The sequence below is a fragment of the Luteimonas soli genome, from assembly GCF_042648865.1.
In the GTDB taxonomy this organism is placed as follows: Bacteria; Pseudomonadota; Gammaproteobacteria; order Xanthomonadales; family Xanthomonadaceae; genus Luteimonas; species Luteimonas soli.
In genome coordinates this window covers 1,000,772-1,025,596 of record NZ_JBHRYA010000007.1, presented here as the reverse complement: position 1 = coordinate 1,025,596, position 24,825 = coordinate 1,000,772, and the positions used below count along the sequence as shown (strand labels likewise).

Sequence of the window (24,825 nt, the reverse complement as noted above, 5' to 3'; positions counted from 1 at the left end):
TGCGAACCCGCCGCGAGGCAGGTTCCGCAACCATCTTCCGGTGGACGCACAGGTCCCCGCAGGACTTGGCACCGCGAAGGAGCAAACCGCGAGGTTCGCTCCATCAGGTTGCCCCGGCGTCTTCGGGCCTGTCCCTCAGCCGGTCTCGATGGAGCGCACAGGTTGCACGGGGCTTCCCCGAATGTCAATCGCTTTATCGGCATGAAGCGATGGATATTTCGCCATGGCGGTCACGGTTCCGCGGATCGCCCTTCCCCGGCCACCTCCTTCATACTCCACCGATGTCCAGACCTGCCCTGTTCAGCATTGCCGCCGCCCTGTGCCTGTCGGCCTGCACGACCACCGCGCCGCTCACCACCCGGGCGCCCATCGCCAGCCAAGTCCCCCCCCCCACGGTCCTGGTGCCCGAGCGCTACGTCTCGGCCGACAACCCGGGCGACGAGATCGATTCCCTGGCCACCTGGCCGGCCGAAGACGGCCACACCTGGCTGATCGCCACCGCCAAGTCGAGCCACTCGCTGGTGGTGTTCGACGCCGACACCGGCGAGCGCATGCGCAGCGTCGGCGGCAAGGGCGACGGGCCGGGCGAGTTCCTGCGCCCCAACGGCATCGCGATCTACGGCAACCACCTGTTCGTCGCCGAACGCGACAACCACCGCGTGCAGGTGCTGCTGCTGCCGGACTTCACCCCGCTGAGTACCTTCGGCGCCGACCAGCTGCGCAGCCCTTACGGGCTGTGGATCCACGAAAGTGCGCCCGCCGAGTACGAGGTCTACGTCACCGACAGCTTCATGGAGGGCGAGCGCTACGACGTGGTGCCGCCGCTGGACCAGCTCGACCGCCGCGTGCGCCGCTACCGCGTCACGTTCGCCGACCCGTCGCACTTCCTCGTGCGCGACGAGGGCTCGTTCGGCGACACCAGCGAGGCCAAGGCGCTGCGCATCGTCGAATCGATCGCCGGCGACCCGGCCAGGCAGCGGCTGCTGGTGGCCGACGAATACACCTCGGACGAAGGCGGCGGCCATCCGTCGAACCTGCGCGAATACACCTTCGACGGCAAGCCCACCGGGCGCGAACTGCCGGCCGGCACGTTCGAAGCCGAAGCCGAGGGCGTGGCGCTGTGGAGTTGCACGCCGGACATCGGCTACTGGGTCGCCGCCGACCAGCGCTACCCGCAGACCCACTTCCTGCTGTTCGAACGCGACAGCCTGGCGCCGCGCGGCAGCTTCATGGGCGAAGTGACGGCGCACACCGACGGCATCGCCCTGCACGCCGCGGCAACGGCGGCCTTCCCCTACGGCGCGCTGTTCGCCGTGCACGACGACGAGGCCGTGGCCGCCTTCGACCTGGGCGACGTGGTTCGTGCGCTGGCGCTCGATCCCGCCTGCGCGCCCTGAGTGCGGCGCGACGCGCAAAAAGACGGTCTGTGCACGGGCTTCGGAAGCAGCGGCGTCCCGGTTTCTTCATCGGCAACTGAAGATCAAGAGCCGTCGGGGACGTAACCCCGACCTACGCGGCTTCAACCGAAGCGCCGATGCCTGCATTGAGACGAGCCGTGTCATGGCGGGCGGGGCCGCGACAAGCGCGCCATGGATGGCGCGCGCCCGACTCAGGACAGAGCCTGCCCCCGCGAAGGCGGGGGATGTCCTGCGGAGGGAAAAGCGGATCCCGGCCGACAGGGCACGGCGTCCCACCGGAGCCCGCATGGCCGGCCTGGTTGTCTCCCTCGGACCGGTGAAGAAGCAAGAACAAAACCGCCGGCCATGGGGCCGGCGGCTGGTACTGGGAAGTGCGCGCCGCGGATCAGGCGTGCACCATCGTCATCCGGAAGGTGAAGTCCTCTTCCTGGCCCGGCACGTAGTCCACCTGCGCCACCGGCTGCGCTTCGGGTTCCGGCTCGCCGATCTCGAAGCTGCCGCTGAACGAGAAGAACGAACCCGACAGCGACAGCGACACCACGCCGCTGAAGTGCTGGAAAATGCTCGCCAGCTCGCTGATCACCGACGTGCCGTGCTGCTTGACCTCGTCGGTGGCGTTGATGAACGCCTGGTCCACGCCCTGCAACTCGCCGTCGCTGCCCACCGCCACGAAGCCGCGGCCGTTCTCGTTCTCCTCGATCACGTTGCCCTCGGTGACCGTGACCTCGAGCTTGGCGGCCTCGCCGACCTCGATGTCGTAGAAGCCCAGGTCGCCCGTGGTGTTCGAGTCCACGCCCTGGATATGGGTGGCGTACTGGCCGCCGCCGTCGACGATGACCACCTGCGAGGCCACCGTGGCGCCGTTGTTGCCCTTGTCCCACGGCGTGGTCGCGATGCTGACGCGGGTGCCGTCGTCGAGGACGAACGTCGTGTTGCCCCAGAAGTCGAAGGCATGCTTGCCGTCGATCTCGACGTGCGGGTCGCCCCAGATCCGGTAGTTTTCACCGGTCTGCTTGTTGAAGATCGTCACTTCGTTGTTGTCGTCGGCGGTGATGCGATAGTTGTCGTTCTCGAACTGCACCTTGCCGTCGGAGGTCCTGCTGGTGCTCGGTCCTTCGCCGCGTCCGACGCAACCGCCGGCGGCGATGCTCTCGGTGGCGCTGAAGTTGAAGTTGCCGCTGATGAAGTCGCCCATCTCTTTGCCCTCCCGGAATGCATGTCCATGCCTGATTCGTGCGTTGATTTGAACGCCAACCCGCGCCGCCGACCAGCTAGGGCCGACCCCCATGGGGAAAACCCGACCCGTACGCGGACGGCCGCGTGGCGCGCGGCGGTGGCGTTCGCGCTGCTGGCGATCGCGACCGCAGCCGACGCCCGCCCCGTCGACGACGTCCAGCTGCGGATCGAAGGCGATGCCGGCAGCTACCTGGCCTGGGCCGACAACACCCTCCCCGGCCCGGTGGAGGTGATGCTGCACAGCGACCGCGCCGGCGTGCGCGGGGAGCCGGCGCTGCCGGCGCGCGCCACCGTGCCGGCGCATTCGAGCGTGCTGGTCGCGCGCGTGCATCCGGCGCCCGCGGGCGGCCTGGGGCTGCGCCTGGAGACCGTGCCGGGCAGCGTCAACGCGCGCCCGCGCGACTACGAGTACCTGTTCCCGCTGCCGGCCGGCGAACCTCGCGTCGAGCAGGCCTGGGGCGGCCGCCACAGCCACGCCGACGCGGAGAACCGCTACGCCGTGGACTTCGCCGCCGCCCCGGGCACGGTGGTGTTCGCCGCGCGCGACGGCATGGTGATGCGGATCCGGATGGCCGGGCCGCCGGCGGCCGGCGAGCACGGCGAAGCGAACCTGATCCGCGTCCTCCACGACGACGGCTCCATGGCCGTCTACGCGCACCTGCAGCCAGGCGGCGCGCTGGTGCAGCCGGGCCAGCGGGTCCGGCGCGGCCGGCCGATCGGCCTGTCCGGCAACAGCGGCGCCAGCAGCGCGCCGCACCTGCACTTCGCCGTCCAGGTCAACCGCGGCATGCACCTGGAGTCGATCCCGTTCCGGATGTTCGGCGACCGCGGCATCCTGCGTTTCAGCGTGCCTGCTGAAGAAGATCGAACGACTGGCCCCCTTTTGAACTAGCCTCCTTTGAACCAGCCCCCTTTGAAAAAGGGGGCAGGCCGGCGCGGAGCGCCGGACGGGGGATTTGCTCTTGCCTGCAGTGGCGGCTTCAGCCGCGGGCCAAAAACAGGAGCAAATCCCCCATACCCCCTTTTTCATAAGGGGGCTTCAGAAGCAGGGCTTCAGAGCCCGGGCGCCGCAGCCGGCACGCGGCAACCCGTATAATCCGCACCTTCCCCGCACCCCCGTCGCGCCAGCTGGCGCTTTCGCCATGCCTGACGTCGCCGCAGAAGCCGCCCGCCGCCGCACCTTCGCGATCATTTCGCACCCGGACGCCGGCAAGACCACCCTGACCGAGAAGCTGCTGCTGTTCGGCGGCGCGATCCAGATGGCCGGGTCGGTCAAGTCGCGCAAGACCTCCCGCCACGCCACCTCCGACTGGATGGCGCTGGAGCAGGAACGCGGCATCTCGGTGACCAGCTCGGTGATGCAGTTCCCGTACGAGGGGCGCATCGTCAACCTGCTCGACACCCCCGGCCACGCCGACTTCGGCGAGGACACCTACCGCGTGCTGACCGCGGTGGACTCGGCACTGATGGTCATCGACGTCGCCAAGGGCGTCGAAGAGCGCACGATCAAGCTGATGGAGGTGTGCCGCATGCGCGACACGCCGATCATGACCTTCATCAACAAGCTCGACCGCGAGGGCCGCGACCCGGTCGACCTGCTCGACGAAGTGGAAAGCGTGCTCGGCATCCAGTGTGCGCCGGTGACCTGGCCGATCGGCATGGGCAAGCGCCTGAAGGGCGTGGTGCACCTGGTCACGGGCGAGGTGCACCTGTACGAACCGGGCCGCAACTTCACCCGCCAGGACTCGACCATCTTCGCCTCGATCGACGACCCGCAGCTCGAAGCGCGCATCGGCGCCGACATGCTGCGCGAAGTGCGCGACGAGCTGGAGCTGGTGCAGGGCGCCTCGCACCCGTTCGACCTCGACGCCTACCTCGCCGGCAAGCAGACGCCGGTGTTCTTCGGCTCTGCGGTCAACAACTTCGGCGTGCAGCTGCTGCTGGACTTCTTTGTCCGCCACGCACCGGCGCCGCGGCCGCGGGAAACCACCACGCGCATGGTCGAGCCGGCCGAGCCGAAGCTCAGCGGGTTCGTGTTCAAGATCCAGGCCAACATGGACCCGATGCACCGCGATCGCGTCGCGTTCATGCGCGTGTGCTCGGGCCGTTTCGTCGCCGGCATGAAGGCCTTCCACGTGCGCGGCGGCAAGGAGATGAAGCTGGCCAACGCACTGACCTTCATGGCCAGCGACCGCGAGATCGCCGCCGAGGCGTATCCCGGCGACGTGATCGGCATCCACAACCACGGCACGATCTCGATCGGCGACACCTTCACCGAGGGCGAGGCGATTTCGTTCACCGGCATCCCCAATTTCGCCCCCGAACTGTTCCGCCGCGCGCGCCTGCGCGACCCGCTCAAGCTCAAGCAGCTGCAGAAGGGGCTGGCGCAGCTGGCCGAGGAAGGCGCCACGCAGTTCTTCCGCCCGCTGATGAGCAACGACCTGATCCTGGGCGCGGTGGGCGTGCTGCAGTTCGACGTGGCCGCGTACCGGCTCAAGGACGAATACGGGGTGGAAGCGGCGTTCGAGCAGGTGCAGGTGGCGACCGCGCGCTGGATCAAGTGCGGCGACGCGAAGAAGCTGGAGGAGTTCCGCGAGAAGAACGCGATGAACCTTGCCGTCGACGGCGCCGGCGAGCTGGTCTACCTCGCGCCGACGCGGGTCAACCTGCAGCTGGCGCAGGAGCGCGCGCCGGGCGTGGAGTTCATGGCCACGCGCGAGCAGGCGCACGTCGTGGCTGCGCGCTGAGGCGGCGCCTCTCAGACCGCACGAAACACCGGCCGTAGGTCGGGGCTACGCCCCCGACGGCTTTTCTTCCGGTCACGCGGGGCGTCGGGGACGTAGCCCCGACCTACGCGGGTGGGATCGGGCAGAATCGTGATTCCCCCTCGCCTGGAGCCCGGCCATGTCGCGCCTCCTGTTTCCCGCCGTCGCCTCCGTCCTGCTGGCCTGCACGGCCTGCGGCCCCACCCCGCCACCTTCCGACCCGGCGCGGCGCGCGACTGCATCGATCGCCGAAGAACCGAACCCCATGCCGCCGGCCGCCGACGCCCTGCCTGGCGCTGCCGGGCGCGACACGCCGATGCGCTACGCATGCAACGACACCAGCACGGTCTCCGTGGCCTGGGGCGATGACCAGGCACGCGTCGAACTCCCCGACGGCCGCATGGTGTCGCTGCCCAAGGCGCAGTCCGCATCGAAGGGCGGCGGCGAGGTCTTCGTCGGCAAAACCGTGTCGCTGCAGCGCGACGGCGACGACATCCAGCTGTTCGAAGGCGAAGGCAACGCAAGGAAATGCAGCACGCAGGCATCGACCGATTGATTGCTCCACGCGCACGACGCATGGTGTGCCGATGACCGCGACTTCCGCCATCGTCCACGACCCGCGCGAGGAATTCGCCAGCGCGCTGACCCACGGCGTCGGCGCGGCGGCGGCGCTGGCGGGCGGCGCGGTGCTGATCGCGCTGGCCGCGCTGCGCGGCGACGGCTGGCAGCTGACCGCCGCGATCGTGTTCGGCATCTGCCTGCTGCTGCTCTACGTCGCCTCCACGCTGTACCACGCGGTCTCGCACCCGGTCGCCAAGACCCGGCTGAAGGTGTTCGATCACTGCGCCATCTATCTGCTGATCGCCGGCACCTACACCCCGTTCACCCTGATCGGCCTGCGCGGCACGCTGGGCTGGTCGCTGTTCGCCGCGATCTGGACGCTGGCGATCGCCGGGGTCGTGTTCAAACTCTTCTTCACCGGCCGCTTCAAGCTGCTGTCGACCGCGATCTACGTCGCGATGGGCTGGCTGGTGGTCGTGGCGATCAAGCCGGTGATGGCCGCGCTCGACGGCTGGACGCTTGGCTGGCTGTTGGCCGGCGGCCTGTTCTATACCCTGGGCACCGTGTTCTACCACCGCGAATCGGTCCGCTACTCGCACGCGATCTGGCACCTGTTCTGCATCGCCGGCAGCGTCTGCCACTACGTGGCGGTAATGGCGCAGGTGCTGCCGGCGCGATGAACCGTGACTGAGCGCATTCACCGCTGCTTGATGGCGCGGCGGCGAAGGTGGCGGCATGCCCGAAACCCATTCCCCCACCGCAGGCCAGCGCGCGCGCGATGCTTTCACCTGGCATCCCTGGCGCACGGTCGCGGTCGCCGTGGCGCTGGCGCTCGTGGTGCTTGCGCTGCTGTGGGACTGGAACTGGTTCAAGGGACCAGTCGAACGCGCGGTGGAAGCGCGCACCGGGCGCAGCTTCGAGATCGGCGGCGACCTGGACGTGGACCTCGGCCGCACCACCACGATCCGCGCCGACAGGCTGCAGCTGGGCAACGCCGACTGGTCGAAGCAGGCACGGATGGCCAGCGTCGATCGCCTCGAACTGCAGGTCCGGCCTTTCGCCATGCTGCGCGGCGATGTCGTCATCCCCGAGATCCGCCTCGCCAAGCCCGACGTGCGCCTGGAAACCGGGCCCGAGGGTGGCGGCAACTGGGACTTCGGCCTGGACGATTCCGGCGATGGCCAGCCACCGCGGCTGCAGCGGGTCTGGATCGACGACGGCCACCTGCAGTTCGTCGATGCCGCGAACAAGACCGACATCGAGGTGGACATCGCCAGCCGCGAGGCGAAAAAAGCGGGCGGCGCGCCGCCGGTGACGCTCGAAGGCGGCGGCAAGTGGGCGGGCAGTCCCTTCACCCTCGAGGGCACCGCGGAGTCACCGCTGGAACTGCAGCAAACCGACAAGCCCTACCGCATCGACCTGCGCGCGGCGGCCGGCGCCACGAAGGCGCATGCGCGCGGCACGCTGGTCAATCCGTTCCGGTTCCGCAGCTTCGACCTGCGCATGGCGCTGTCGGGCAAGAACCTCGAAGACCTCTACCCGTTGCTCGGCATCTCGCTGCCGCCAACGCCGCCGTATGCGCTCGACGGGCGCTTCATCCGCGCCGGCAATACCTGGCGCTACGAGGGTTTCACCGGCAAGGTCGGTGACAGCGACCTTGCCGGCACCGCCAGCGTGGAGACCGGCAGCGATCGGCCATTCCTGCGCGCGGAGCTGGTCTCCAGGCGGCTGGACTTCGACGACCTCGCGGGTTTCATCGGCGGCGCGCCGCAGGCGGGGGGCGATGAGTCGAGCAATCCCGAGCTCGAGGCGCTGGCCGCAAAGCGCGAGGCCAATCCGAAACTGCTGCCCGACACGCCCTACAAGCTCGAGAAGCTGCGCGCGATGGACGCCGACGTGCGCCTGAAGGCGCAACGCATCAACGCGCCGTCGCTGCCGCTGGACGACATGGATGCGCACCTGCTGCTGGACAACGGCCTGCTGCGGCTGGACCCGCTGAACTTCGGCGTCGCCGGCGGCGACATCCGCTCCACCATCCGCATGGACGCGCGCGAGAAGGCCATCCGCACCCGCGCCGACATCACTGCCCGCGGCCTCAACCTCGGCGAATTGTTCCCGGACGCGAAGCTGACCGACGACGCGGTCGGCGCGATTGGCGGCAAGGTCGCGATCACCGGCACCGGCAATTCGATCGCGGCGATGCTCGGCAGCGCCGACGGTGACATCGCGCTGGGCATGGGCCACGGCCAGATCAGCAACCTGCTGATGGAGCTGGCCGGCATCGACATCTACGAGTCGCTGAAATTCCTGATCGGCAAGGACCACAAGGTGCCGATCCGCTGCGCGTTCGGCGACTTCGGCGTCGAGGACGGGCTGATGACCTCGCGCGCGCTGGCGTTCGACACCACCGACACGATCATCGTCGGCGAAGGCACGGTGAACCTGCGCGACGAAACCCTCGACCTGCTGCTCAAGCCGCGGCCGAAGGACCGCAGCATCCTGACCCTGCGCTCGCCGCTGGTGGTGGACGGTACGTTCAAGGATCCGTCGTTCCGCCCCGACCTCAAGCGCCTGGGCCTGCGCGGCGCGATCGCGGTAGCGCTGGGAAGCATCGCGCCGCCGGCGGCGCTGCTGGCCACCATCGACCTGGGCGGCGGCGAAGACAGCGGCTGCGGAGGGCCGTACGCGAAGTAGGTAGCCGCAGGGAAGCGGGCCCCGAGAGGCCTGTGCCGGCAATCACCGTCGCTTGACCGGCGCCGCGGAGAATGGGCGACCCCGTCCGGGAAATCATCATGGGCAAGCTTTCCATCATCACCGTCGCCGTCATCGCGTCCTGCGTCGCCGGTTGCGGCGACCGCCCCGCCGCCACCGCGGACACCGCCGCCGCACCCGCGGCGACGGAGACCACTCCGGCGAAGGCCGTGGCGCCAGCGCCCGTGGACCCGGATGCCCGCCGCTTCGACTGCCAGGCCGACACCGCCGTTGTCGTGCTGGACGGCACCGCGCGCGCCACCCTGCCCGGCGGCGAGAGCTACGCGCTGGAAAAGATCGCCGACAGCGACCCGGAGGTCTACGTCGGCGATTCGCTGTACTTCACGCTCGGCGCGGACGCGGCGCATCTGTCGCAGCAGGACGGCATGCGCGAACTGGCGTGCAGCGAAGTCGACTGATCCGTGATCCGCGGCCCCTCTCGCGAGGGGTTGGATGAAGTGCGAAAACCGCGTTGTCCAGGTCTTCCTAGGACGCGATATACCGCTGCAGCTGGTCCAGCTCGTGCTGCTGGTCCTCGATCACCGCCTTGACCAGGTCGCCGATCGACACCACGCCGAGTACCGCGTCGCCGTCGACCACCGGCAGGTGGCGGATGCGGCGTTCGGTGACGATCTGCATGCAGCGCTCGGCGGTGTCGTCGAGCCTGACGCTGAGCACATCGGCGGTCATGATGTCGCGCACCGGCGTGTCGGACGACGCGCGGCCCTGCAGCACCACCTTGCGCGCGTAGTCGCGCTCGGACAGGATGCCGGCCAGCCGGCCGCCCTGCATCACCAGCACCGCGCCGATGCCTTTCTCCGCCATCAGGCGGACTGCCTCGATCACCGGCACGTCCGGGCCGATCGCGAAAACCTCAGGGTTCTTTGCTTCCAGCAGGTGCCTCACCGTACGCATGGGATTCTCCCCGGCCTTGGACACCATCCGAGCATACCCGCAACGCCGGACGCCAGCTATCGACCAGGTACAGCGGCCGCTGCTTGGACTCCTCGTACAGGCGCCCGAGGTATTCGCCGATCATGCCCAGCGCCACAAGCTGCACGCCGCCGAGGAACAGGATCACCGCCATCATGCTCGGGTAGCCGGCCACCGCGTCGCCCCACAGCAGCGCCTTGAACACGATCCACACCGCGTAGACGAAGGCCAGCAGCGCGGTCAGCACGCCCAGGTAGGTGGCCAGCCGCAGCGGCGCGGTCGAAAAGCTGGTGATGCCCTCGAGCGCGAAGTTCCACAGCCGCCAGAAGCTGAACTTGCTGTTCCCCGCCAGCCGCGCCTCGCGCTGGTACGGGATCGACACCTGGCGGAAGCCGACCCAGCCGAACAACCCCTTCATGAACCGGTGCCGCTCGCGCAGCTGCCGCAGCGCGGCGAGCGCGCGCGGCGACAGCAGGCGGAAGTCGCCGGTGTCGGTGGGGATCGGCGTCTTCGACAGCCGCTGCATGACCCGGTAGAAGGCATGCGCGGTGGCTTTCTTCAGCCAGGACTCGCCCTCGCGGCCGCTGCGCGTGCCGTGGACGTCGTCGTGGCCTTCACGCCATTTCTCGACGAACCGCGGGATCAGCTCCGGTGGGTCCTGGCCGTCGGCGTCGAGGATCATGGCCGCCCCCTCCTCGACCCGGTCCAGCCCCGCGGTCAGCGCCGCCTCCTTGCCGAAGTTGCGCGACAGCCGCAGCAGCGACACCCGCGCGTCGCCATTGGCGATGCCGAGCAGCACGTCCCAGGTGCCGTCGCTGCTGCCGTCGTCGACGTAAAGCACGCGCCCGTCGACCTCGACCGCCAGTTCGTCCAGCACGGCGGCGATGCGCGGATGCAGTGCCGGCAGGGCCTGGGCCTCGTTGAAGGCGGCGATGACGACGGTGAGCAGGTCGCGGTGCATGGCGCGCATCGTAACGGGGATGGCGTCGCGGGGGCAGGGTCCAGGCCGGCTCCGGCTTTTCTCCTTCCCTTTCAAGGGGAAGGCTTGCGCTTGTCTCCTTCCCCTTCAAGGGGAAGGCCGGGATGGGGATGGGGTTTGGCCGGGTTTGCGGCGGCGGTGGGGAAACCCATCCCCACCCAACCCTCCCCTTGAAGGGGAGGGCTTCAACCCCGTAGCGCGGGTACAGACCCGCCCTACAGGTTGTCGAGATAACCGACGCCGCCGATGCGGCGCACGTTGCGCTCGATCCACCGCGCGCGCCGCTGCACGTACGGCCCGGGCCGCGCCGCGCTGTACTCCTTCGGATTGGGCAGCACCGCGGCCAGCGTCGCGCTCTGCGCCGGCGTCAGCCGCGCGGCGTCCCTGCGCCAGTAGCTGCGCGCCGCGGCCTGCGCGCCGTAGATGCCGTCGCCGAATTCGGCCACGTTCGCGTACACCTCCAGGATCCGCGTCTTCGGCCACAGCGCCTCGATCAGCACCGTGTACCAGGCCTCGACGCCCTTGCGCGCCCAGCGCGACGCGCGGCTGTCGCCACTCCACAGGAACACGTTCTTGGCCACCTGCTGGCTGATCGTGCTGGCCCCGCGCAGCCGGCCGCCCCGGGCGTTGCTGGCGCGCGCCTTCTCGATCGCCTCCAGGTCAAAGCCGCGGTGGCGGGCGAAGTTCTGGTCCTCGGCCGCGATCATCGACAGCGGCAGGCTGGGCGCGATCTCGTCCAGGTCGCGCCAGTCGTAGGCGATGCGGAACGACCCGTCGCCCGCCATCCACGCCTGTACCTGGCGCGCGGCCATGAAGGCGCTGAACGGCGGGTCGACGAAGCGCAGCGCCAGCACCTGCAGCACGCTCAGCGCGACCAGCAGCAGCGGCAGTTTCCACAACCAGCGCAGCCAGCGGCGCACGCCCGAACGTCGTTGCCGCTCCGTCTTCGCTGTCATTCCCATCCCGTGAGTCGGCGGCTTGACCGGATACGTATAGTAGGGGCAACCACGCCAGCACCTGCAACGATTCCGTCGTGAACCAACCTTCCCCCGATGCGATTGCCGGCCTAGTGGCCCAGGCGGACGAACTGTCCAGGCGTGGGCAGCATGAGGCCGCCGCCTCGATCTGGCAGCGGGTCCTCGATATGCGCCCCGACCACGCGCCGGCGCTCAACCACCTCGGCACGCAGGCCATGAACCGCGGCGAGCTGCAGCTCGCGCAGGACCACTTCGCGCGCGCGATCGCCAGCGATCCGAAGTTCGCGATGCCGCACGCGAACCTGTCGCGCCTGCACTCGCTGCGCGGCGACCGCGCGGCCGCGCTCAAGGCGATCGACGGCGCGATCGCCGCCGAACCCACGGCCTGGGGCCCGCACTTCGAGAAGGCGCGCCTGCTGGAGGACGCCGGCCGCCGGCAGCAGGCCGCGATGTCCTGGAGCAAGATGCTCTCGTACATCCCCGAGCCGGTCGCGAACTCGCCGCAGGCGCAGCCCTGGGTCAACCAGGCCAGGGAAGCGGTCAAGGCCAACCAGTCCGAACTGCACGCGTTCCTCTCGCAGCGCGTCGACCTCGCCAGCCGTGCCGGCACGGCAACCAGGCGCGAACTGGAGCGCTTCGAACACTGCCTGGACATCGTCACCGGCCGCCGCCCGTTCGTCACCGCGCGGCCGCTGATGCTGCCGTTCCCGCGCCTGCCGGCGATCCCGTTCTTCGAACGCGAAGACTACCCGTGGGTGAAGGACGTGGAAGCCGCGTTCCCGGCGATGCTCGAAGAGCTGCAGGGCGTGCTCGCCAGCCAGCAGGCCTTCGAGCCGTACGTCAAGACCGCCGAGGGCGAGCCGCCGGCGCAGTTCGCCGCGCTCGACCACAACCTCGACTGGGGCGCCTACTTCCTGTGGAAGGACGGCCAGCGGATCGACGCGCACGCCGACCTGTGCCCGCGCACCGAGGCCGCGCTCGCGCTCGCGCCGCAGAACACCGTGCCCGGGCGCGCGCCGGTGGCGTTCTTCTCCGCGCTCAAGCCCGGCACCCACATCCCGCCGCACAACGGCGCGACCAACACCCGCCTGACCGTGCACATGCCACTGGTCATCCCGCCAGACTGCGCGCTGCGCGTGGGCGACGAGACCCGCACCTGGGAGCCGGGCAAGCTGCTGATGTTCGACGACACCATCCGCCACGAAGCCTGGAACTACAGCGACCGGCTGCGGGTGGTGCTGATCTTCGACGTCTGGCACCCGATGCTGACCGAACTCGAACGCGAACTCGTCTCGCAGACCGTGCAGGGCATGCTCGCCTACTACGGCGACGACGCCGACCTCGGCGAGCTGTGACCGCCGTGGCCGCCGACAGCGACCTGCTGACCCGCTTCCTGCTCGACCGCGCCGGGGTGCGCGGCGTGCGCGTGCACCTGGGCGACAGCTGGACGCAGATCCGCGAACACGGCGACTACCCGCTGGCGGTGACCGAACTGCTGGGCGAAGCCGCCGCCGCCGCCGCGCTGTTCACCGGCCACGCCAAGATCGACGGCCACCTGTCCGTGCAGCTGCGCAGCGAGGGCCGGCTGCGCACCCTGTTCGCCGAGTGCACCGCCGCCGGCACCCTGCGCGGCATCGCCCGGCTGGCCGAAGACGACGCCTCCCCGGTCTCGCGCGACCTGCGCGACCTCGGCCCCGGCGCGATCCTGGCGATCACCATCGAGAACCGCGGCGCGGCCGGGCGCGAGCCGGTGCGCTACCAGGGCGTCGTGGCGCTGGAGGCCGATTCGCTGGCAGGTGCTTTCGAACAGTATTTCCGGCAGTCCGAACAGCTCCCCACCCGCCTGCTGCTGGCCGCCGACGAACACCACGCCGCCGGCCTGATGCTGCAGAAGCTGCCGGGCGACGAAGGCGACGAGGACGGCTGGAACCGCGCCAGCGCCCTGTTCGACACCCTGCGGCCCGACGAACTGCTGCAGTGGCCGGCCGAGACCCTGCTGACGCGTTTGTTCCATGAGGAAGATGTCCGCCTGCTCGGCGACAAGCCGCTGCGCTTCGCCTGCTCCTGCTCGTCCGAGCGGGTGGGCGCCATGCTCCAGTCGCTGGGCCGGGAAGAGGCCCTGGCCGCGGTCATCGGGGGCAGTGCCCAAGTTCGCTGCGAGTTCTGCGGCCAGGCCTACCGGTTCACCGCCGACGAGGTCGAAGCCCTGTTCAGCCAGACGGCGCCGGAGGCGCTCGCGCCGGGGGGACTTCAATGAATCGTCCGACGCCCGGGGATTGTTAAAGAAATATAAATCGGATAGAGTCGATTGCCCGTCACCGTGGGAACTTCGGCTAGGGGAAAGGGTCGATTTCTACTCATGCGAATGCGCCTTCTCCAATTGTCGATCGCCGCCCTGCTCGCCCTTGGCGCTGCATCGGGCGCGCTCGCGCAGTCGAAGGCCGGCTCGGACAATACGCCGGACAACACCGCGGTGCTGCCCATCATCTACAGCGATGCGGGCAACAAGGTCGGCGCCTACCTGCTGCTCGAACCCACCGACCAATCGCAGGTCGGCGCACGCTGGCGCTTCGGTGGCAAGAACGAGCTCGACGCCGCGTTCGGCCTCGACGCCGGCGACTCGCTGGCCCTGCTGTGCAGCAGCGGCATCGGCAGCGCCCTGTCCAGCCTGGCCAACAACTGCCAGCTCGGCTCGATCAACGGCGACGACGACTCCCACCACGCCAGCGCCACGGCCGCGCTGAGCAGGCCCGGCGGCCGCGTCGGCGTCAGCGCGGGCAGCGGCCGGGCGAACCTGCCGGCCTGGCTCACGCCCAATCGCGGCAGCGCAGGCGACATCAACATCAACGACCTCACCGTCTTCGCGCAGAAGAACATCGGCCGCGAAGGCACGGTGTCGATCGCCGGCACGGTGGCCAAGGCGCAGCTGATCCCCAGCGGCGACATCCCCGCGGGCCTGTCCGACAACTGGGACAGCAAGACGCTGTCGATCGGCGGCGCCTACGGCGCGTTCGGCGCCAACATCATCGGCCAGGTCGTCAGCACGCCCGGCCAGGAGCAGTGGTCGGGCCTGGGCATCGGCCTGACCTGGCGCACGCCCTGGAGCGGCCAGCTCACCATCGGCGCCGACAACCTGGTCACCCGCGGCAAGAACCCGTTCTCGCCGCGCACGGACGGCGAGCAGGACGAAGGCGCCATCCCGTACGTCCGCTACGAGCAGGATCTGTAGGGAACCTCATCTCTAGGGAACCTCCGGCAACTGCCGTCATCTTCCCTGCGTCCGCTACAAGCAGGACTCCAGGAAGCCTCCCGACAACTGTCGTCATCCCCGCGAAGGCGGGGATCCACGGACACTGGCCTGTCGAAAATCAAAGCCCATGGATTCCCGCCTTCGCGGGAATGACGAGCAAAATGCGATCGCCTTGCGTCTGAGGCCCGATAGGCATCGCGATTCCCGGCGGTTAACCTTCCCGGGATGACTACCCCAGACTCCTCCCCGTCGTCACGCGCGCCTGCCGCACAGCTCGCACACGCAACTTCGCTGACCAGGTCCGGCCGGCTCGCCGAGGCCGGCGCCCTGCTGCTGCCGCTGTCGAAGACCCATCCCTCGGACCCCCTGGTGCACCGCGCGCTTGGCGAACTGTTCACCGCCCGGCGCGACCCGCGTACAGCGCTGTCGCACCTGCAGCTGGCCTGCCGGCTGGCGCCGGAGTCGGCGACGAATGCGCTGGAACTCGGCCGCCTGCAGGCCGCCACCGGCGACTTCGACGGCGCCCGGCTCAGCTTCGGGCAGGCAACGCAGCTGGACCCGGCCCTGTTCGAGGCATGGTTCCTGCTCGGCGTTACCTATATGCGTGAAGAGCGCCAGGCACAGGCCCTGCCCTTCCTGCGCCGGGCGCACCAGCTGCAACCGACCCATCCCGACGCGACCCGTGCCCTGGCCGACGCGGAGTTCCACGCCGGCACGGCCGGCGACGCGCTGCCGCTGTGGCAGGAGGTGGTCGCTGCGCGCCCGGGCGACGTGAACGCGCGGCTGCGACTGGGCGAAACGCTCAACCGCCTCGTCCTGCTGGACGAGGAGATCGCGAACTACGAGGACGCGCTGTCGCTGCTGCCCGAATCGGCTGACATCTGGATGGCGCTTGCACAGACCCGCGAGGACGGCGGCGCCCGCGAGGAAGCGATCGAGGCCTACGGCCGCGCTCTGCGGTTCAAGCCCGGCTGGGTCACGCCGCTGGCCGGGCTGCTGGCACTGCAGCGCAAGGACGCGCCCGACGCGCTTGTCGACCAGGCAATCGCCATCCAGGCGCGCCCGGACCTTGCTGACCGCGACCGCGCCCTGCTCGGCTACGCGCTGGGCAAGATCCAGGACAGCCGCGGCATGCACGCGGCCGCGATGGCCAGCTGGCACGACGCCAACGCCGCCAGGCGCCGGATGAGCGGCGAATACAACAGGCCACGGGCCGAGGAAGACGCCCGGCGCCTGATGGAGGTCTTCGACGCAGGCTTCTTCGCGCACCCGCAGGCTGCGGTCGGCAGCCATGATGGACGGCCCTTGTTCGTGGTCGGGATGCCGCGCAGCGGGACCACGCTCACCGAGCAGATCATCGCGATGCACTCGCGCGCGCACGGCTGCGGCGAACTGCCCGACCTGCCGCTGATCGTCAAGACCCTGGGCACACGCTGGCCGGACATCGCCAGGGATCTCGAACCCGGGCTCCTTGAACGCGAAGCCGCACGCTACCTCCAGGCCGCTTCCCGGCATGCAGCCGCGGATGTCCTGCGGCTGGTCGACAAGACGCCGCTGAACTACTTCAACCTCGGCCTGGTCGCCCTGCTGTTTCCGCAAGCACGGGTCGTGTGGTGCCGCCGCGATCCGCGTGACATCGCGATCTCAATCTACAGCGAGAACTTCGCACTCAACTCCCGGTTCGCGACCGACCTCGACGCCATCGCCCATTCCATCGCGCTGCAGACCCGCCTCATGCGCCACTGGCAATCCGTGCTGCCGCTGCCGATCCATGAACTGCAGTACGAAGCCCTGGTCGAGTCGCCGGAACCCGAGGCCCGGCGCCTGATCGACTTCCTCGGCCTGGACTGGGAGCCGGCCTGCCTGGAGTTCCACCGCAGCAACCGCACCGTGCAGACCCCCAGCCGCTGGCAGGTCCGCGAACCGATCCACCGGCGCTCCTCGGGGCGCTGGCAACGCCACGCCGACAGCCTCCCGGCGTTCGATCCGGACTCGTTCCCCGCCGCCGACCCGGGCCGCATCGACTGATCCGGGACAGGCAAGCTGCCCGACTACCGGCCCGAGCACTTGCTGAATGCGCTCCGATCGGCGAGGGCGGCCTCTTTCCTGCGCCCATATCTGCCTGATCATGAAAGGAATCCCATGCGGCTCCTGCACGACATACGGCCCGGTACTGAACGAACTCCGCACCCTGCACGCCAATTTTCCGATTTGTTAACGACACTTTAATTTTCCGGCAGGCGGGGATACTATCGGCGACAGCCTTGCCGGCGTTGGTGTCTTTCTTTGACGTCACCGGGGAGGTTCCCATGGGTTTACCCGAGCACTCTTACGTTTGGAGAGAGAGATGACGTTCAAGACCACCAAGCTCCGCGACGCGATCACCTTCGCGCTCGTTGCGGGCGCCACCGGCCTCGCCGGCACCGGTGTTGCGTTCGCGCAGGACCAGGACCAGGACACCACCGCGTCCGACACCACCACCCTCGACCGCATCGAAGTCACCGGTTCGCGCCTGAAGCGCGCCGAGATCGAAGGCGCCATGCCGGTCACGGTCATCGACCGCGCCACCATCGACGCCAGCGGCGAAGTGTCCGTCGCCGACTACCTGCGTACCACCAACTTCAACTCGGTCGGCCAGTTCCGCCCGCAGTCGGGCAGCTCGGCCCAGGCCGGCGCGTTCGCCGACCTGCGCGGCCTCGGCGGCCAGCGTACCCTGGTCCTGATCGACGGCCACCGCGCTCCGAAGGCGCCGTTCGCCGCCGGTTCGGGTACCGACCTCAACGCCATCCCGCTGGCTGCTGTCGAGCGCATCGAAGTGCTCACCGACGGCGCCTCGGCGATCTACGGCGCCGACGCGGTCGGCGGCGTGATCAACCTGATCCTGCGCAAGGACTACAACGGCGCGCAGGTCACCGTCGGCCACTCGAGCCCGGAATGGGGCCCGACCGATGAAGCCTCGATCCTGTTCGGCGTCAGCGGCGACCGCGGCCACATCGTCGGCGGCTTCTCGCACAACCGTCGCGCGATGATCTTCACCAACGCCCGCCCGTGGGGCGGCGTCCCCGGCGCCAGCACGTTCGGCAACAACTACCTTTCGGTCGACGCCGACGGCAACCTCGTCAACTCCAACTACGTCAACGGCATCGACACCTTCAACCCGGTTCCGGGCGGGTGCACCAACGACGACTTCTACATCCAGGCGTCGACCGGCCGCTGCGTGTACGACTTCAACGCCACCGCGGCGGACGAAGCCAGCTACGGCAACAAGTCGTTCTTCCTGAACGGTGAAGTGCAGATCAACGACGACTGGTCGACCTACTTCACCACCAACGTCTCCAACGCCAAGAGCTTCGGCCGCTACGCGCCGACCCCGGGCGTCGTGGCCGTCGCGCCGAACACCGTGCAGAACCTGGGTCCGGCCGACTCCACCATGTACCTGTACCACCGCTTCGCCGCCGCGGGTAACCGCGACAACGAAACCAACGCCAACGTCTACGACATCATGCTCGGCTTCCGCGGCACGATGGGCGATACCGTCGACGTCGATTTCGGCGTGCGCTACAACACCTACCGCTACGACGAGTTCGGCCGCAACTACATCGTCGGCTCGCTGGCTGCGCAGGCGATCAATGACGGCAGCTACAATATCTTCGACCCGGGCGCGACGCCGATCGACGTGTTGAACTCGATCAAGGCCACGATCACCCGCAACAGCGTGTTCACCACCAAGGAAGCCTTCGGCAACGTCACCTTCAACGACCTGTTCGAGATGGGCGGCGGCAGCGCCGGCCTGGTCGTCGGTGGCGAGTTCCGCAAGGAAGACTACGCCGACACCTACGACTCGCTGTCCTCGGCGGGCGTGATCCTCGGCAGCTCCGGCGCCTCCTCGGGTGGCGGACGCGAGGTCAGCTCGGTCTACGCGGAAATGCTGCTGCCGTTCACCAGCACGCTGGAAGCCGACATCGCCGGCCGTTACGAGAAGTACTCCGACTACGGCAGCAACTTCGCCCCGAAGGTCGCGCTGCGCTGGCACCCGATCGACAGCCTGACCCTGCGTGGCTCGGTGGGCCGTGGCTTCGTTGCCCCGACCCTGGACGTCATCACCCAGGAAACCGCGTTCTCGGCCGACCCGGTGGTCGATCCGGCCACCTGCGCCTTCTACGGCGAGCCCGACGTCGACGCGTGCGACACGGCCGGCGGCAACCAGGTCAACGCCTACCGCGAGAAGGCCGAAGGCCTGGGCGCGGAGGAATCGACCCAGTACTCGTTCGGCGTGGTCTGGGATGCGACCGACTGGCTGAACGTGACGGTCGACTACTGGAACATCAAGCTCGAGGACCGGATCGCGTACTTCAGCTCGCAGAAGCTGATCAACATCGACAACGGTGACGACCCGACCCCGATGCCGGGTGCGCCGTGCTCGCTGATCCGCGATCCGGCCCGCGGCAACGCGGTGGTCGAGATCCACAACTGCTACTTCAACGAAGGTGAGGTCAAGACCGACGGCGTCGACCTGACGCTGCGCACCAACTTCGACCTCGGCGCCGGCGGCAAGCTGAGCAACGTGCTGCAGGCCAGCCACCAGATGGGTTACACCATCGACGGTGGTGTCGACCAGGTGGGTCTGCAGGGCTTCCCGTCCACCCGCGCAACGCTGAACAACCAGTGGAGCCGCGGCGACTGGGGCGTGGGCTACATCGCCCGCTACATCGGCTCCAACGGTGACGGTGCGAGCTCCACCGACGCCTACCTCACGCACGACCTGCAGGCCAGCGTGGAACTGCCGTGGAACGCGAAGTTCACGCTCGGCGTCAACAACGTGACCGACAAGATGCCGGAACTGATCGGCTACGACGGTCGTCCGTTCAACTTCTACCTGTACGACGCCTACGGCCGTACGCCGTACATGCGTTACGAACAGCGCTTCTGATCGTTCGCAACGTTGCAACACTGGAGGGGCCTTCGGGCCCCTCTTTTTTTGCCCGCTATACTCCGCCGATGCCGGACCACGCCCACGACAACGCGCATCGCCAGGCCGCATGGTCGCGGTACTGGAAGCAGGACGTCCTGCACTCGCTGCCCGGTTCGTTCAGCGGCAACTACGCCGGCCGCATCGAGCGCTTCTGGCTCGACAGCTTCTCCGACCTCGGCAGCGGGCGGCGCATGCTCGACATCGCCACCGGCAACGGCCCCATCCCGCAGCTGGCCTGCACGCACTGCGCCGGCCACGCCGCCGGCATGCCCCGCATCGATGCCATCGACCTCGCGCAGGTCGCGCCGGCCTGGGTGTCGTCGCAGCCGGCGACGTGCCGCGACGCCCTGCACTTCCATTCGGGCGTCTCCGCGGAGGCGCTGCCGTTCGACGACGCCTCGTTCGACCTGGTCACCAGCCAGTACGGCATCGAGTACTGCGACGACGCGCGCACCACGCCCGAGGTGGCCCGCGTGCTCGTCCCCGGCGGCCGCGTCGCCCTGCTGCTGCACCACGCCGACTCGCGGCTCGCGCAGGTGGCACGCGAGGAACTGCGCCTGGCCGACTGGCTGCTGCGGCCGACGGCCTTCCTGGACGACCTCGAAGCCATCGCCCCCTGGATCAGGCAGGCGACCACTGCCGAGGGCCGCGCGTCGCTGCAGGGCAACGCAGATGCCCACCGCGCCCGCGACGCGTTCAATCACGGCATGCAGTCACTCACGGCCGAGGCTGCGGCAAGCGCCTTTCCCGACCTGCTGGAAGAAGCGCGCAGTTTCGCGGCGCAGGCACTGGCGTCGCTGAAGGACCGTCCGACCGAAGACGTGCTGGCCCAGGTCCGCACCTACCGCGACAACCTCGCCGATGCCCGCCTGCGCTACGCCGAACTGTGCGAATGCGCGATGGACGAGGGCATGATCGCGGCATTCGCCGCGCGCCTGGCCGCCCACGGGCTGGTCGACATCACCCACGCGCCGATCGACCACGACAACGGCATGCTCATGGGCTGGACGCTGACCGCACGCAGGCCGTAGCGAAACCTCTCCGTAGGACGGGTAGAGCGGCGAAGCGAAACCCATCGGCTGGCAGGCGAACGACCGGTGCGGGCGGCGGACGGACGAGCGATGGGTTTCGCTTCGCTCTACCCATCCTACGTTGACTCATCGCATACCCACCCACGCGGCAGGCCGCATCGGGCCGAAGCCCGGTGGGAGCGGCCATGGCCGCTCCCACGGCAACCGGCATGGTCAGCCGTCGAGGCGCTTGGCGATGCGGGCGTGCTCGGACAGCAACGCCTGCGGCGTGCGCTCACCGTATCCGGCCAGGTACTCGCTGATCCCGTCGAACTCGCTCTTCCAGCCCTCCGGCTCGAAACCGAACAGCTTCTCGCGCGCCTCGTCGGTCAGTTCGACGCCTGCCAGGTCCAGGTCTTCCGGCCGCGGCAGCGCGCCGATCGGGGTGTCGACCGCGCCGGCCTCGCCCTTCACGCGGCCGATCATCCACTCCAGCACGCGCAGGTTGTCGCCGAAGCCCGGCCACAGGAAATCGCCCTCGTCGCCCTTGCGGAACCAGTTGACGTGGAACACCTTCGGCAGCTTCGCACCGGGCTTGTCGAACGACAGCCAGTGGCCGAAGTAGTCGGCGAAGTTGTAGCCGCAGAACGGCTTCATCGCCATCGGGTCGCGGCGCATCACGCCGACCTGGCCAGTGGCCGCGGCGGTGGTTTCCGAACCCATCGAGGCGCCGACCAGCACGCCGTGGGTCCAGTCGCGGGCCTCGAACACCAGCGGCACCAGCGATGCGCGGCGGCCGCCGAAGACGATCGCCGAGATCGGCACGCCCTGCGCGGCCTCGGCCTGCGGCGAGTACGACGGGCACTGCTTCGCGCTGACGGTGAAGCGCGAGTTGGGATGCGCGGCCTTGCCATTGCCGGCCACGTAGTCGCGGCCCTGCCAGTCCTTGGCCGGCACGCGGTCGTCCAGGCCCTCCCACCACGGCTGGTTGTCGTCGGTCACCGCGACGTTGGTGAAAATGGTGTCGCGCTGGATCGACGCCAACGCGTTCGGATTGGACTTGTCCGACGTGCCCGGCGCGACGCCGAAGTAGCCGGCCTCCGGGTTGATCGCGTACAGGCGCCCGTCCTCGCCGGGGCGCATCCAGCAGATATCGTCGCCCACCGTCCACACCTTCCAGCCCTTCTCGCGATAGGCGTCCGGCGGGATCAGCATCGACAGGTTGGTCTTGCCACAGGCGCTGGGGAACGCGGCGGCGATGTAATGCGTCTCGCCCTGCGGGTTCTCGATGCCGACGATCAGCATGTGTTCGGCCAGCCAGCCCTCGTTGCGCGCCTGGTGCGAGGCGATGCGCAGCGCATGGCACTTCTTGCCCAGCAGCGCGTTGCCGCCGTAGCCGGAGCCGTAGGACTTGATGCTCAGCTCGTCGGGGAAATGCATGATGTAGCGGCGATCCGGGTCGAGCTCGCCGGTCGAATGCAGGCCGCGCACGAACTTGCCCTCGCGCTCGATCCGCGCCAGCGCAGGCGCGCCCATGCGCGTCATCAGGCGCATGTTGGCGACCACGTACGGCGAGTCGGTGATCTCCACGCCGCAGCGCGACAGCGGCGAATCGATCGGCCCCATGCAGTACGGGATCACGTACATCGTGCGGCCGCGCATGCAGCCGTCGAACAGCGCGTCGATCTTCGCGTGCGCCTCGGCCGGCGCCATCCAGTGGTTGTTGGGGCCGGCGTCTTCTTCCTTCTCGTGGCAGACGAAGGTCAGGTGCTCGACGCGGGCCACGTCGTCCGGGTCGGAGCGGTGCAGCCAGCTGCCCGGGTGGGTGTCGTGGTTGAGCGGCAGCAGGGTGCCGTCGGCCTGCATGGCCGCGACCAGGGCGTCGAATTCGGCATCGCTGCCGTCGCACCAGTGGATCCGGTCGGGCGCGGTGAGTGCCGCGACGTCCGCGACCCAGTCATTCAGGGCCTCCAGCGAGCTCGGAGACGGGGAAGGAATGGGGTTTGCGTTCATCAGTTGGCCTCGTGCCGTGGAAGGGGTGGAATCAGCGTCGCCATCATGTGTTCGACGTAGGCCTCGAACTCCTCGCGCGGCGGACGCGACTGCTGCAACTGCAGCTGCAGCTGCAGGAAACCGACGTAGGCCGCGTACGCCAGGCGCGCCCGGTGCTGGGCGTCGCTGCGGCCAAGGCCAGCCTGGCGGAAGGAAGCGGTCAGGTATTCGAGCCGGCGCTCGGAGACGCGCTCCATCACCGGCTGCACGGCCGGATGGTCAAGCGCCTTGAGCAGCGCGCTGTAGATCACGTGAGACTTGGCCTCGTGCGCGACCAGCTGGAACAGGTTGCGCAAGCGCTCGCGCGGATCGGGAATGGTTTCCAGGGTGCCGAACACGGCCTCCTGCTCGAAGCTCTCCCAGCGCTCCAGCGCGGCCTGCAGCAGCGCGTCGCGCGAAGGGAAGTGCCAGTAGAAGCTGCCCTTGGTCACGCCCAGCCGTCGCGCCAGCGGTTCGACCGCAACGGCCGCCACGCCATGCTCGGCGATCAGGTCAAGCGCGGCCTGGGCCCAGTCTTCGGCGCTCAGGCGCCCCTTGCGTTCCGGCTTGTCGGATGCCGGTGCCGTTGTTGTCGACGTCATCGTCACAGTGTATCCATACGCCACCGCCCGGAACAGTATCGTTTTCCGTCCGGGTTTGCTGCATTGCAACACTCTCGACCGATCGGCCACGACCGGCTGGAATGCCCGGTTTCGTCGATCGAAACCGCAGGCCCCGGATGCGCCATCCGGCAAGATCGGCGCATACTGCCCCTCATCGCTGGTGATGTGGAGCGATCTGGCTCCACGCAAGGAGGGGCCATGTCACGGGCCACGCTGTTCCTGCTGCTGATCGCCCTGGCGGGCGCCGCCTATGCCAGGGGGCCTACCCCGGCCGAACAAGCGCCGGAAGCGCAGATCCAGGCCGCGATGGCGCTGCCCGACGAGCTGCGACAGGCGCTGCCGGCGCTGGAACTGGACAACGTCTCCGAGCTCGACCGCGTGCGGCGGCTGTTCGAGTTCATGGTCGCCGAAGACGGCCTCGCCCTGCGCTACCTGGAACAACCCACCTACGGAATCGCCGAAAGCTACGCACGGCGCGAGGTGAACTGCCTGTCGTTCACCATGATGTTCATTGCCCTGGCGCGGGCGGCCGGGGTCGACGCCTATGCGCAGATGTCCGAGGACACGCTCGCCATGCGCCTGGTCGACGACACCCTGCTCCGCGCGAGGCACGTGAAGGCCGGCATCGATGCCAACCGCCTGCAGTACACCGTCGACGTGGGTTGGCGTTCGATCGTGGCCGAACGCCGGCCGCGGCGGATTTCCGACGCGCAGCTGGTGGCCCTGCTGCACAACAACAACGCGGTCGAGAACCTGCAGGGCGGCGACCGGGCAGGTGCGGCGGTCGAGATCGCCGCGGCCCTGGCGCTGGATCCTGACAGCGCGATGATCTGGAGCAACGCCGGCGTGATCGAACTGCGCTCGGGCCGCCGCGACGCTGCGGAACGGGCCTACCTCCGCGCACTGGACCTGGACCGCGACAACATCGGCGCCCTGGGCAACCTGGTCGCCCTGTATCGCGCCACCGGCGCGGCCCGGCTGGCGGACAGATACGACGATCGCCTGCGGGATGTGCAGGCGTCGGATCCGTTCTCGCAGTTCCTGATGGCGCAGGGCCTCATGGATTCGGGCGCCTACGACATGGCGGCGTCGCACTACCGGCGCGCCATCCGCCTGCTGCCGAACCAGCCGCAATTCCATCGCAGCCTGGCCGATGCGTACGAGAAAGCCGGCAAGGACCGCGCGGCGCGGCGCGCCCGCGACCACGCGCTGGCGCTGGAGCAGCGCAGGTACTCGCAGCGGAGCATTCCCGAGGCGCGGCCGGGCTCCGGCTGACCGCGGTCCGGATCAAGCAGCACTGCACCGTAGGATGGGTAGAG

20 protein-coding genes and 1 riboswitch are annotated in these 24,825 nt (G+C 68.9%); of the genes, 14 read left to right on the top strand and 6 right to left on the bottom strand.

Translation table 11 applies throughout. From position 1 onward, the window contains the following. Positions 1-27: 27 nt before the first annotated feature. Positions 28-155, bottom strand: a riboswitch (SAM riboswitch). Between the two features lie 126 nt (positions 156-281). After that, positions 282-1,397 carry a 6-bladed beta-propeller gene (locus ACFONC_RS12065; protein WP_386744369.1) on the top strand — a complete coding sequence of 372 codons (1,116 nt, stop codon included), beginning with the start codon at positions 282-284 and terminating at the stop codon, positions 1,395-1,397. A gap of 406 nt (positions 1,398-1,803) precedes the next feature. Here ACFONC_RS12065 and ACFONC_RS12060 read toward each other — a convergent pair whose 3' ends face one another. Next, the gene (locus ACFONC_RS12060; RefSeq protein WP_386744367.1) at positions 1,804-2,613 is read right to left on the bottom strand and encodes a DUF1521 domain-containing protein; all 810 of its coding nucleotides are present in this window, start codon (positions 2,611-2,613) and stop codon (positions 1,804-1,806) included. A gap of 138 nt (positions 2,614-2,751) precedes the next feature. On the opposite strand from ACFONC_RS12060, the gene ACFONC_RS12055 reads away from it, so the two are divergent. The 6 genes from ACFONC_RS12055 (at position 2,752) to ACFONC_RS12030 (ending at position 9,150) form a co-directional block, all read left to right on the top strand. Next, on the top strand, positions 2,752-3,546 hold the full coding sequence (locus ACFONC_RS12055) for a M23 family metallopeptidase (RefSeq protein ID WP_386744366.1): 795 nt from the start codon (positions 2,752-2,754) through the stop codon (positions 3,544-3,546). Between the two features lie 250 nt (positions 3,547-3,796). Next, on the top strand, positions 3,797-5,401 hold the full coding sequence (locus ACFONC_RS12050) for a peptide chain release factor 3 (RefSeq protein ID WP_386744364.1): 1,605 nt from the start codon (positions 3,797-3,799) through the stop codon (positions 5,399-5,401). Between the two features lie 157 nt (positions 5,402-5,558). Then, positions 5,559-5,975, top strand: a complete 417-nt coding sequence (locus ACFONC_RS12045) for a hypothetical protein (RefSeq protein WP_386744362.1) — start codon at positions 5,559-5,561, stop codon at positions 5,973-5,975. 31 nt (positions 5,976-6,006) lie between these two features. Next, positions 6,007-6,660: a PAQR family membrane homeostasis protein TrhA gene (trhA, locus tag ACFONC_RS12040; protein ID WP_386744360.1), complete on the top strand. Its 654-nt coding sequence runs from the start codon at positions 6,007-6,009 to the stop codon at positions 6,658-6,660. A 55-nt stretch (positions 6,661-6,715) separates the two neighbouring features. Then, positions 6,716-8,674 (top strand): AsmA family protein, encoded by a 1,959-nt coding sequence (locus tag ACFONC_RS12035; protein ID WP_386744358.1) that lies wholly within the window; start codon positions 6,716-6,718, stop codon positions 8,672-8,674. Between the two features lie 98 nt (positions 8,675-8,772). Continuing rightward, positions 8,773-9,150, top strand: coding sequence for a hypothetical protein (locus tag ACFONC_RS12030; protein ID WP_386744356.1), 378 nt, complete (start codon positions 8,773-8,775; stop codon positions 9,148-9,150). A 67-nt stretch (positions 9,151-9,217) separates the two neighbouring features. Here ACFONC_RS12030 and ACFONC_RS12025 read toward each other — a convergent pair whose 3' ends face one another. The 3 genes from ACFONC_RS12025 to mtgA form a co-directional block, all read right to left on the bottom strand. Then, positions 9,218-9,646, bottom strand: a complete 429-nt coding sequence (locus ACFONC_RS12025) for a CBS domain-containing protein (RefSeq protein WP_386744354.1) — start codon at positions 9,644-9,646, stop codon at positions 9,218-9,220. Continuing rightward, positions 9,606-10,625 (bottom strand): glycosyltransferase family 2 protein, encoded by a 1,020-nt coding sequence (locus ACFONC_RS12020; RefSeq protein WP_386744352.1) that lies wholly within the window; start codon positions 10,623-10,625, stop codon positions 9,606-9,608. The genes ACFONC_RS12025 and ACFONC_RS12020 overlap by 41 nt, the downstream gene beginning before the upstream one ends. Before the next feature lie 233 nt (positions 10,626-10,858). After that, on the bottom strand, positions 10,859-11,605 hold the full coding sequence (mtgA, locus tag ACFONC_RS12015) for a monofunctional biosynthetic peptidoglycan transglycosylase (protein ID WP_386744350.1): 747 nt from the start codon (positions 11,603-11,605) through the stop codon (positions 10,859-10,861). A 71-nt stretch (positions 11,606-11,676) separates the two neighbouring features. Between mtgA and ACFONC_RS12010 the strand changes: the two genes are divergently transcribed. The 6 genes from ACFONC_RS12010 to ACFONC_RS11985 all read left to right on the top strand — a co-directional run bounded on the left by ACFONC_RS12010 (position 11,677) and on the right by ACFONC_RS11985 (position 20,873). Then, on the top strand, positions 11,677-12,975 hold the full coding sequence (locus ACFONC_RS12010; protein WP_386744348.1) for an aspartyl/asparaginyl beta-hydroxylase domain-containing protein: 1,299 nt from the start codon (positions 11,677-11,679) through the stop codon (positions 12,973-12,975). Positions 12,976-12,980: 5 nt separating this feature from the next. Next, positions 12,981-13,877: an Hsp33 family molecular chaperone HslO gene (gene hslO / locus ACFONC_RS12005; RefSeq protein ID WP_386744346.1), complete on the top strand. Its 897-nt coding sequence runs from the start codon at positions 12,981-12,983 to the stop codon at positions 13,875-13,877. Positions 13,878-14,015: 138 nt separating this feature from the next. Further along, positions 14,016-14,849 carry an XOO1806 family protein gene (locus tag ACFONC_RS12000; protein WP_386744663.1) on the top strand — a complete coding sequence of 278 codons (834 nt, stop codon included), beginning with the start codon at positions 14,016-14,018 and terminating at the stop codon, positions 14,847-14,849. A 246-nt stretch (positions 14,850-15,095) separates the two neighbouring features. Continuing rightward, complete coding sequence (locus ACFONC_RS11995; RefSeq protein ID WP_386744344.1) at positions 15,096-16,898, top strand: tetratricopeptide repeat-containing sulfotransferase family protein; 1,803 nt, start codon at positions 15,096-15,098, stop codon at positions 16,896-16,898. Between the two features lie 319 nt (positions 16,899-17,217). Further along, entirely contained in the window at positions 17,218-19,800 is a 2,583-nt protein-coding gene (locus tag ACFONC_RS11990) for a TonB-dependent receptor (RefSeq protein ID WP_386744342.1), read from the top strand. A 68-nt stretch (positions 19,801-19,868) separates the two neighbouring features. Then, on the top strand, positions 19,869-20,873 hold the full coding sequence (locus tag ACFONC_RS11985) for a class I SAM-dependent methyltransferase (RefSeq protein ID WP_386744340.1): 1,005 nt from the start codon (positions 19,869-19,871) through the stop codon (positions 20,871-20,873). Positions 20,874-21,086: 213 nt separating this feature from the next. On the opposite strand, the gene ACFONC_RS11980 is transcribed toward ACFONC_RS11985, so the two are convergent. Together ACFONC_RS11980 and ACFONC_RS11975 are read right to left on the bottom strand one after the other, a co-directional pair. Then, positions 21,087-22,865 (bottom strand): phosphoenolpyruvate carboxykinase (GTP), encoded by a 1,779-nt coding sequence (locus tag ACFONC_RS11980; RefSeq protein WP_386744338.1) that lies wholly within the window; start codon positions 22,863-22,865, stop codon positions 21,087-21,089. After that, on the bottom strand, positions 22,865-23,485 hold the full coding sequence (locus ACFONC_RS11975) for a TetR/AcrR family transcriptional regulator (RefSeq protein WP_386744336.1): 621 nt from the start codon (positions 23,483-23,485) through the stop codon (positions 22,865-22,867). The genes ACFONC_RS11980 and ACFONC_RS11975 overlap by 1 nt, the downstream gene beginning before the upstream one ends. Before the next feature lie 219 nt (positions 23,486-23,704). Here ACFONC_RS11975 and ACFONC_RS11970 point away from each other — a divergent pair, with 219 nt between their 5' ends. Beyond that, entirely contained in the window at positions 23,705-24,781 is a 1,077-nt protein-coding gene (locus tag ACFONC_RS11970) for a tetratricopeptide repeat protein (RefSeq protein WP_386744334.1), read from the top strand. The last annotated feature ends 44 nt before the right edge of the window (positions 24,782-24,825 follow it).

Excerpts from the sequence above, each read along its gene's own strand:
- ACFONC_RS12065 (WP_386744369.1), top strand. The coding sequence starts at position 282 with ATGTCCAGACCTGCCCTGTTCAGCATTGCCGCCGCCCTGTGCCTGTCG.
- ACFONC_RS12060 (WP_386744367.1), bottom strand. The coding sequence starts at position 2,613 with ATGGGCGACTTCATCAGCGGCAACTTCAACTTCAGCGCCACCGAGAGC.
- ACFONC_RS12050 (WP_386744364.1), top strand. The coding sequence starts at position 3,797 with ATGCCTGACGTCGCCGCAGAAGCCGCCCGCCGCCGCACCTTCGCGATC.
- ACFONC_RS12045 (WP_386744362.1), top strand. The coding sequence starts at position 5,559 with ATGTCGCGCCTCCTGTTTCCCGCCGTCGCCTCCGTCCTGCTGGCCTGC.
- trhA (WP_386744360.1), top strand. The coding sequence starts at position 6,007 with ATGACCGCGACTTCCGCCATCGTCCACGACCCGCGCGAGGAATTCGCC.
- ACFONC_RS12035 (WP_386744358.1), top strand. The coding sequence starts at position 6,716 with ATGCCCGAAACCCATTCCCCCACCGCAGGCCAGCGCGCGCGCGATGCT.
- ACFONC_RS12030 (WP_386744356.1), top strand. The coding sequence starts at position 8,773 with ATGGGCAAGCTTTCCATCATCACCGTCGCCGTCATCGCGTCCTGCGTC.
- ACFONC_RS12025 (WP_386744354.1), bottom strand. The coding sequence starts at position 9,646 with ATGCGTACGGTGAGGCACCTGCTGGAAGCAAAGAACCCTGAGGTTTTC.
- ACFONC_RS12020 (WP_386744352.1), bottom strand. The coding sequence starts at position 10,625 with ATGCACCGCGACCTGCTCACCGTCGTCATCGCCGCCTTCAACGAGGCC.
- mtgA (WP_386744350.1), bottom strand. The coding sequence starts at position 11,605 with ATGGGAATGACAGCGAAGACGGAGCGGCAACGACGTTCGGGCGTGCGC.
- ACFONC_RS11995 (WP_386744344.1), top strand. The coding sequence starts at position 15,096 with ATGACTACCCCAGACTCCTCCCCGTCGTCACGCGCGCCTGCCGCACAG.
- ACFONC_RS11990 (WP_386744342.1), top strand. The coding sequence starts at position 17,218 with ATGACGTTCAAGACCACCAAGCTCCGCGACGCGATCACCTTCGCGCTC.
- ACFONC_RS11985 (WP_386744340.1), top strand. The coding sequence starts at position 19,869 with ATGCCGGACCACGCCCACGACAACGCGCATCGCCAGGCCGCATGGTCG.
- ACFONC_RS11980 (WP_386744338.1), bottom strand. The coding sequence starts at position 22,865 with ATGAACGCAAACCCCATTCCTTCCCCGTCTCCGAGCTCGCTGGAGGCC.
- ACFONC_RS11975 (WP_386744336.1), bottom strand. The coding sequence starts at position 23,485 with ATGACGTCGACAACAACGGCACCGGCATCCGACAAGCCGGAACGCAAG.
- ACFONC_RS11970 (WP_386744334.1), top strand. The coding sequence starts at position 23,705 with ATGTCACGGGCCACGCTGTTCCTGCTGCTGATCGCCCTGGCGGGCGCC.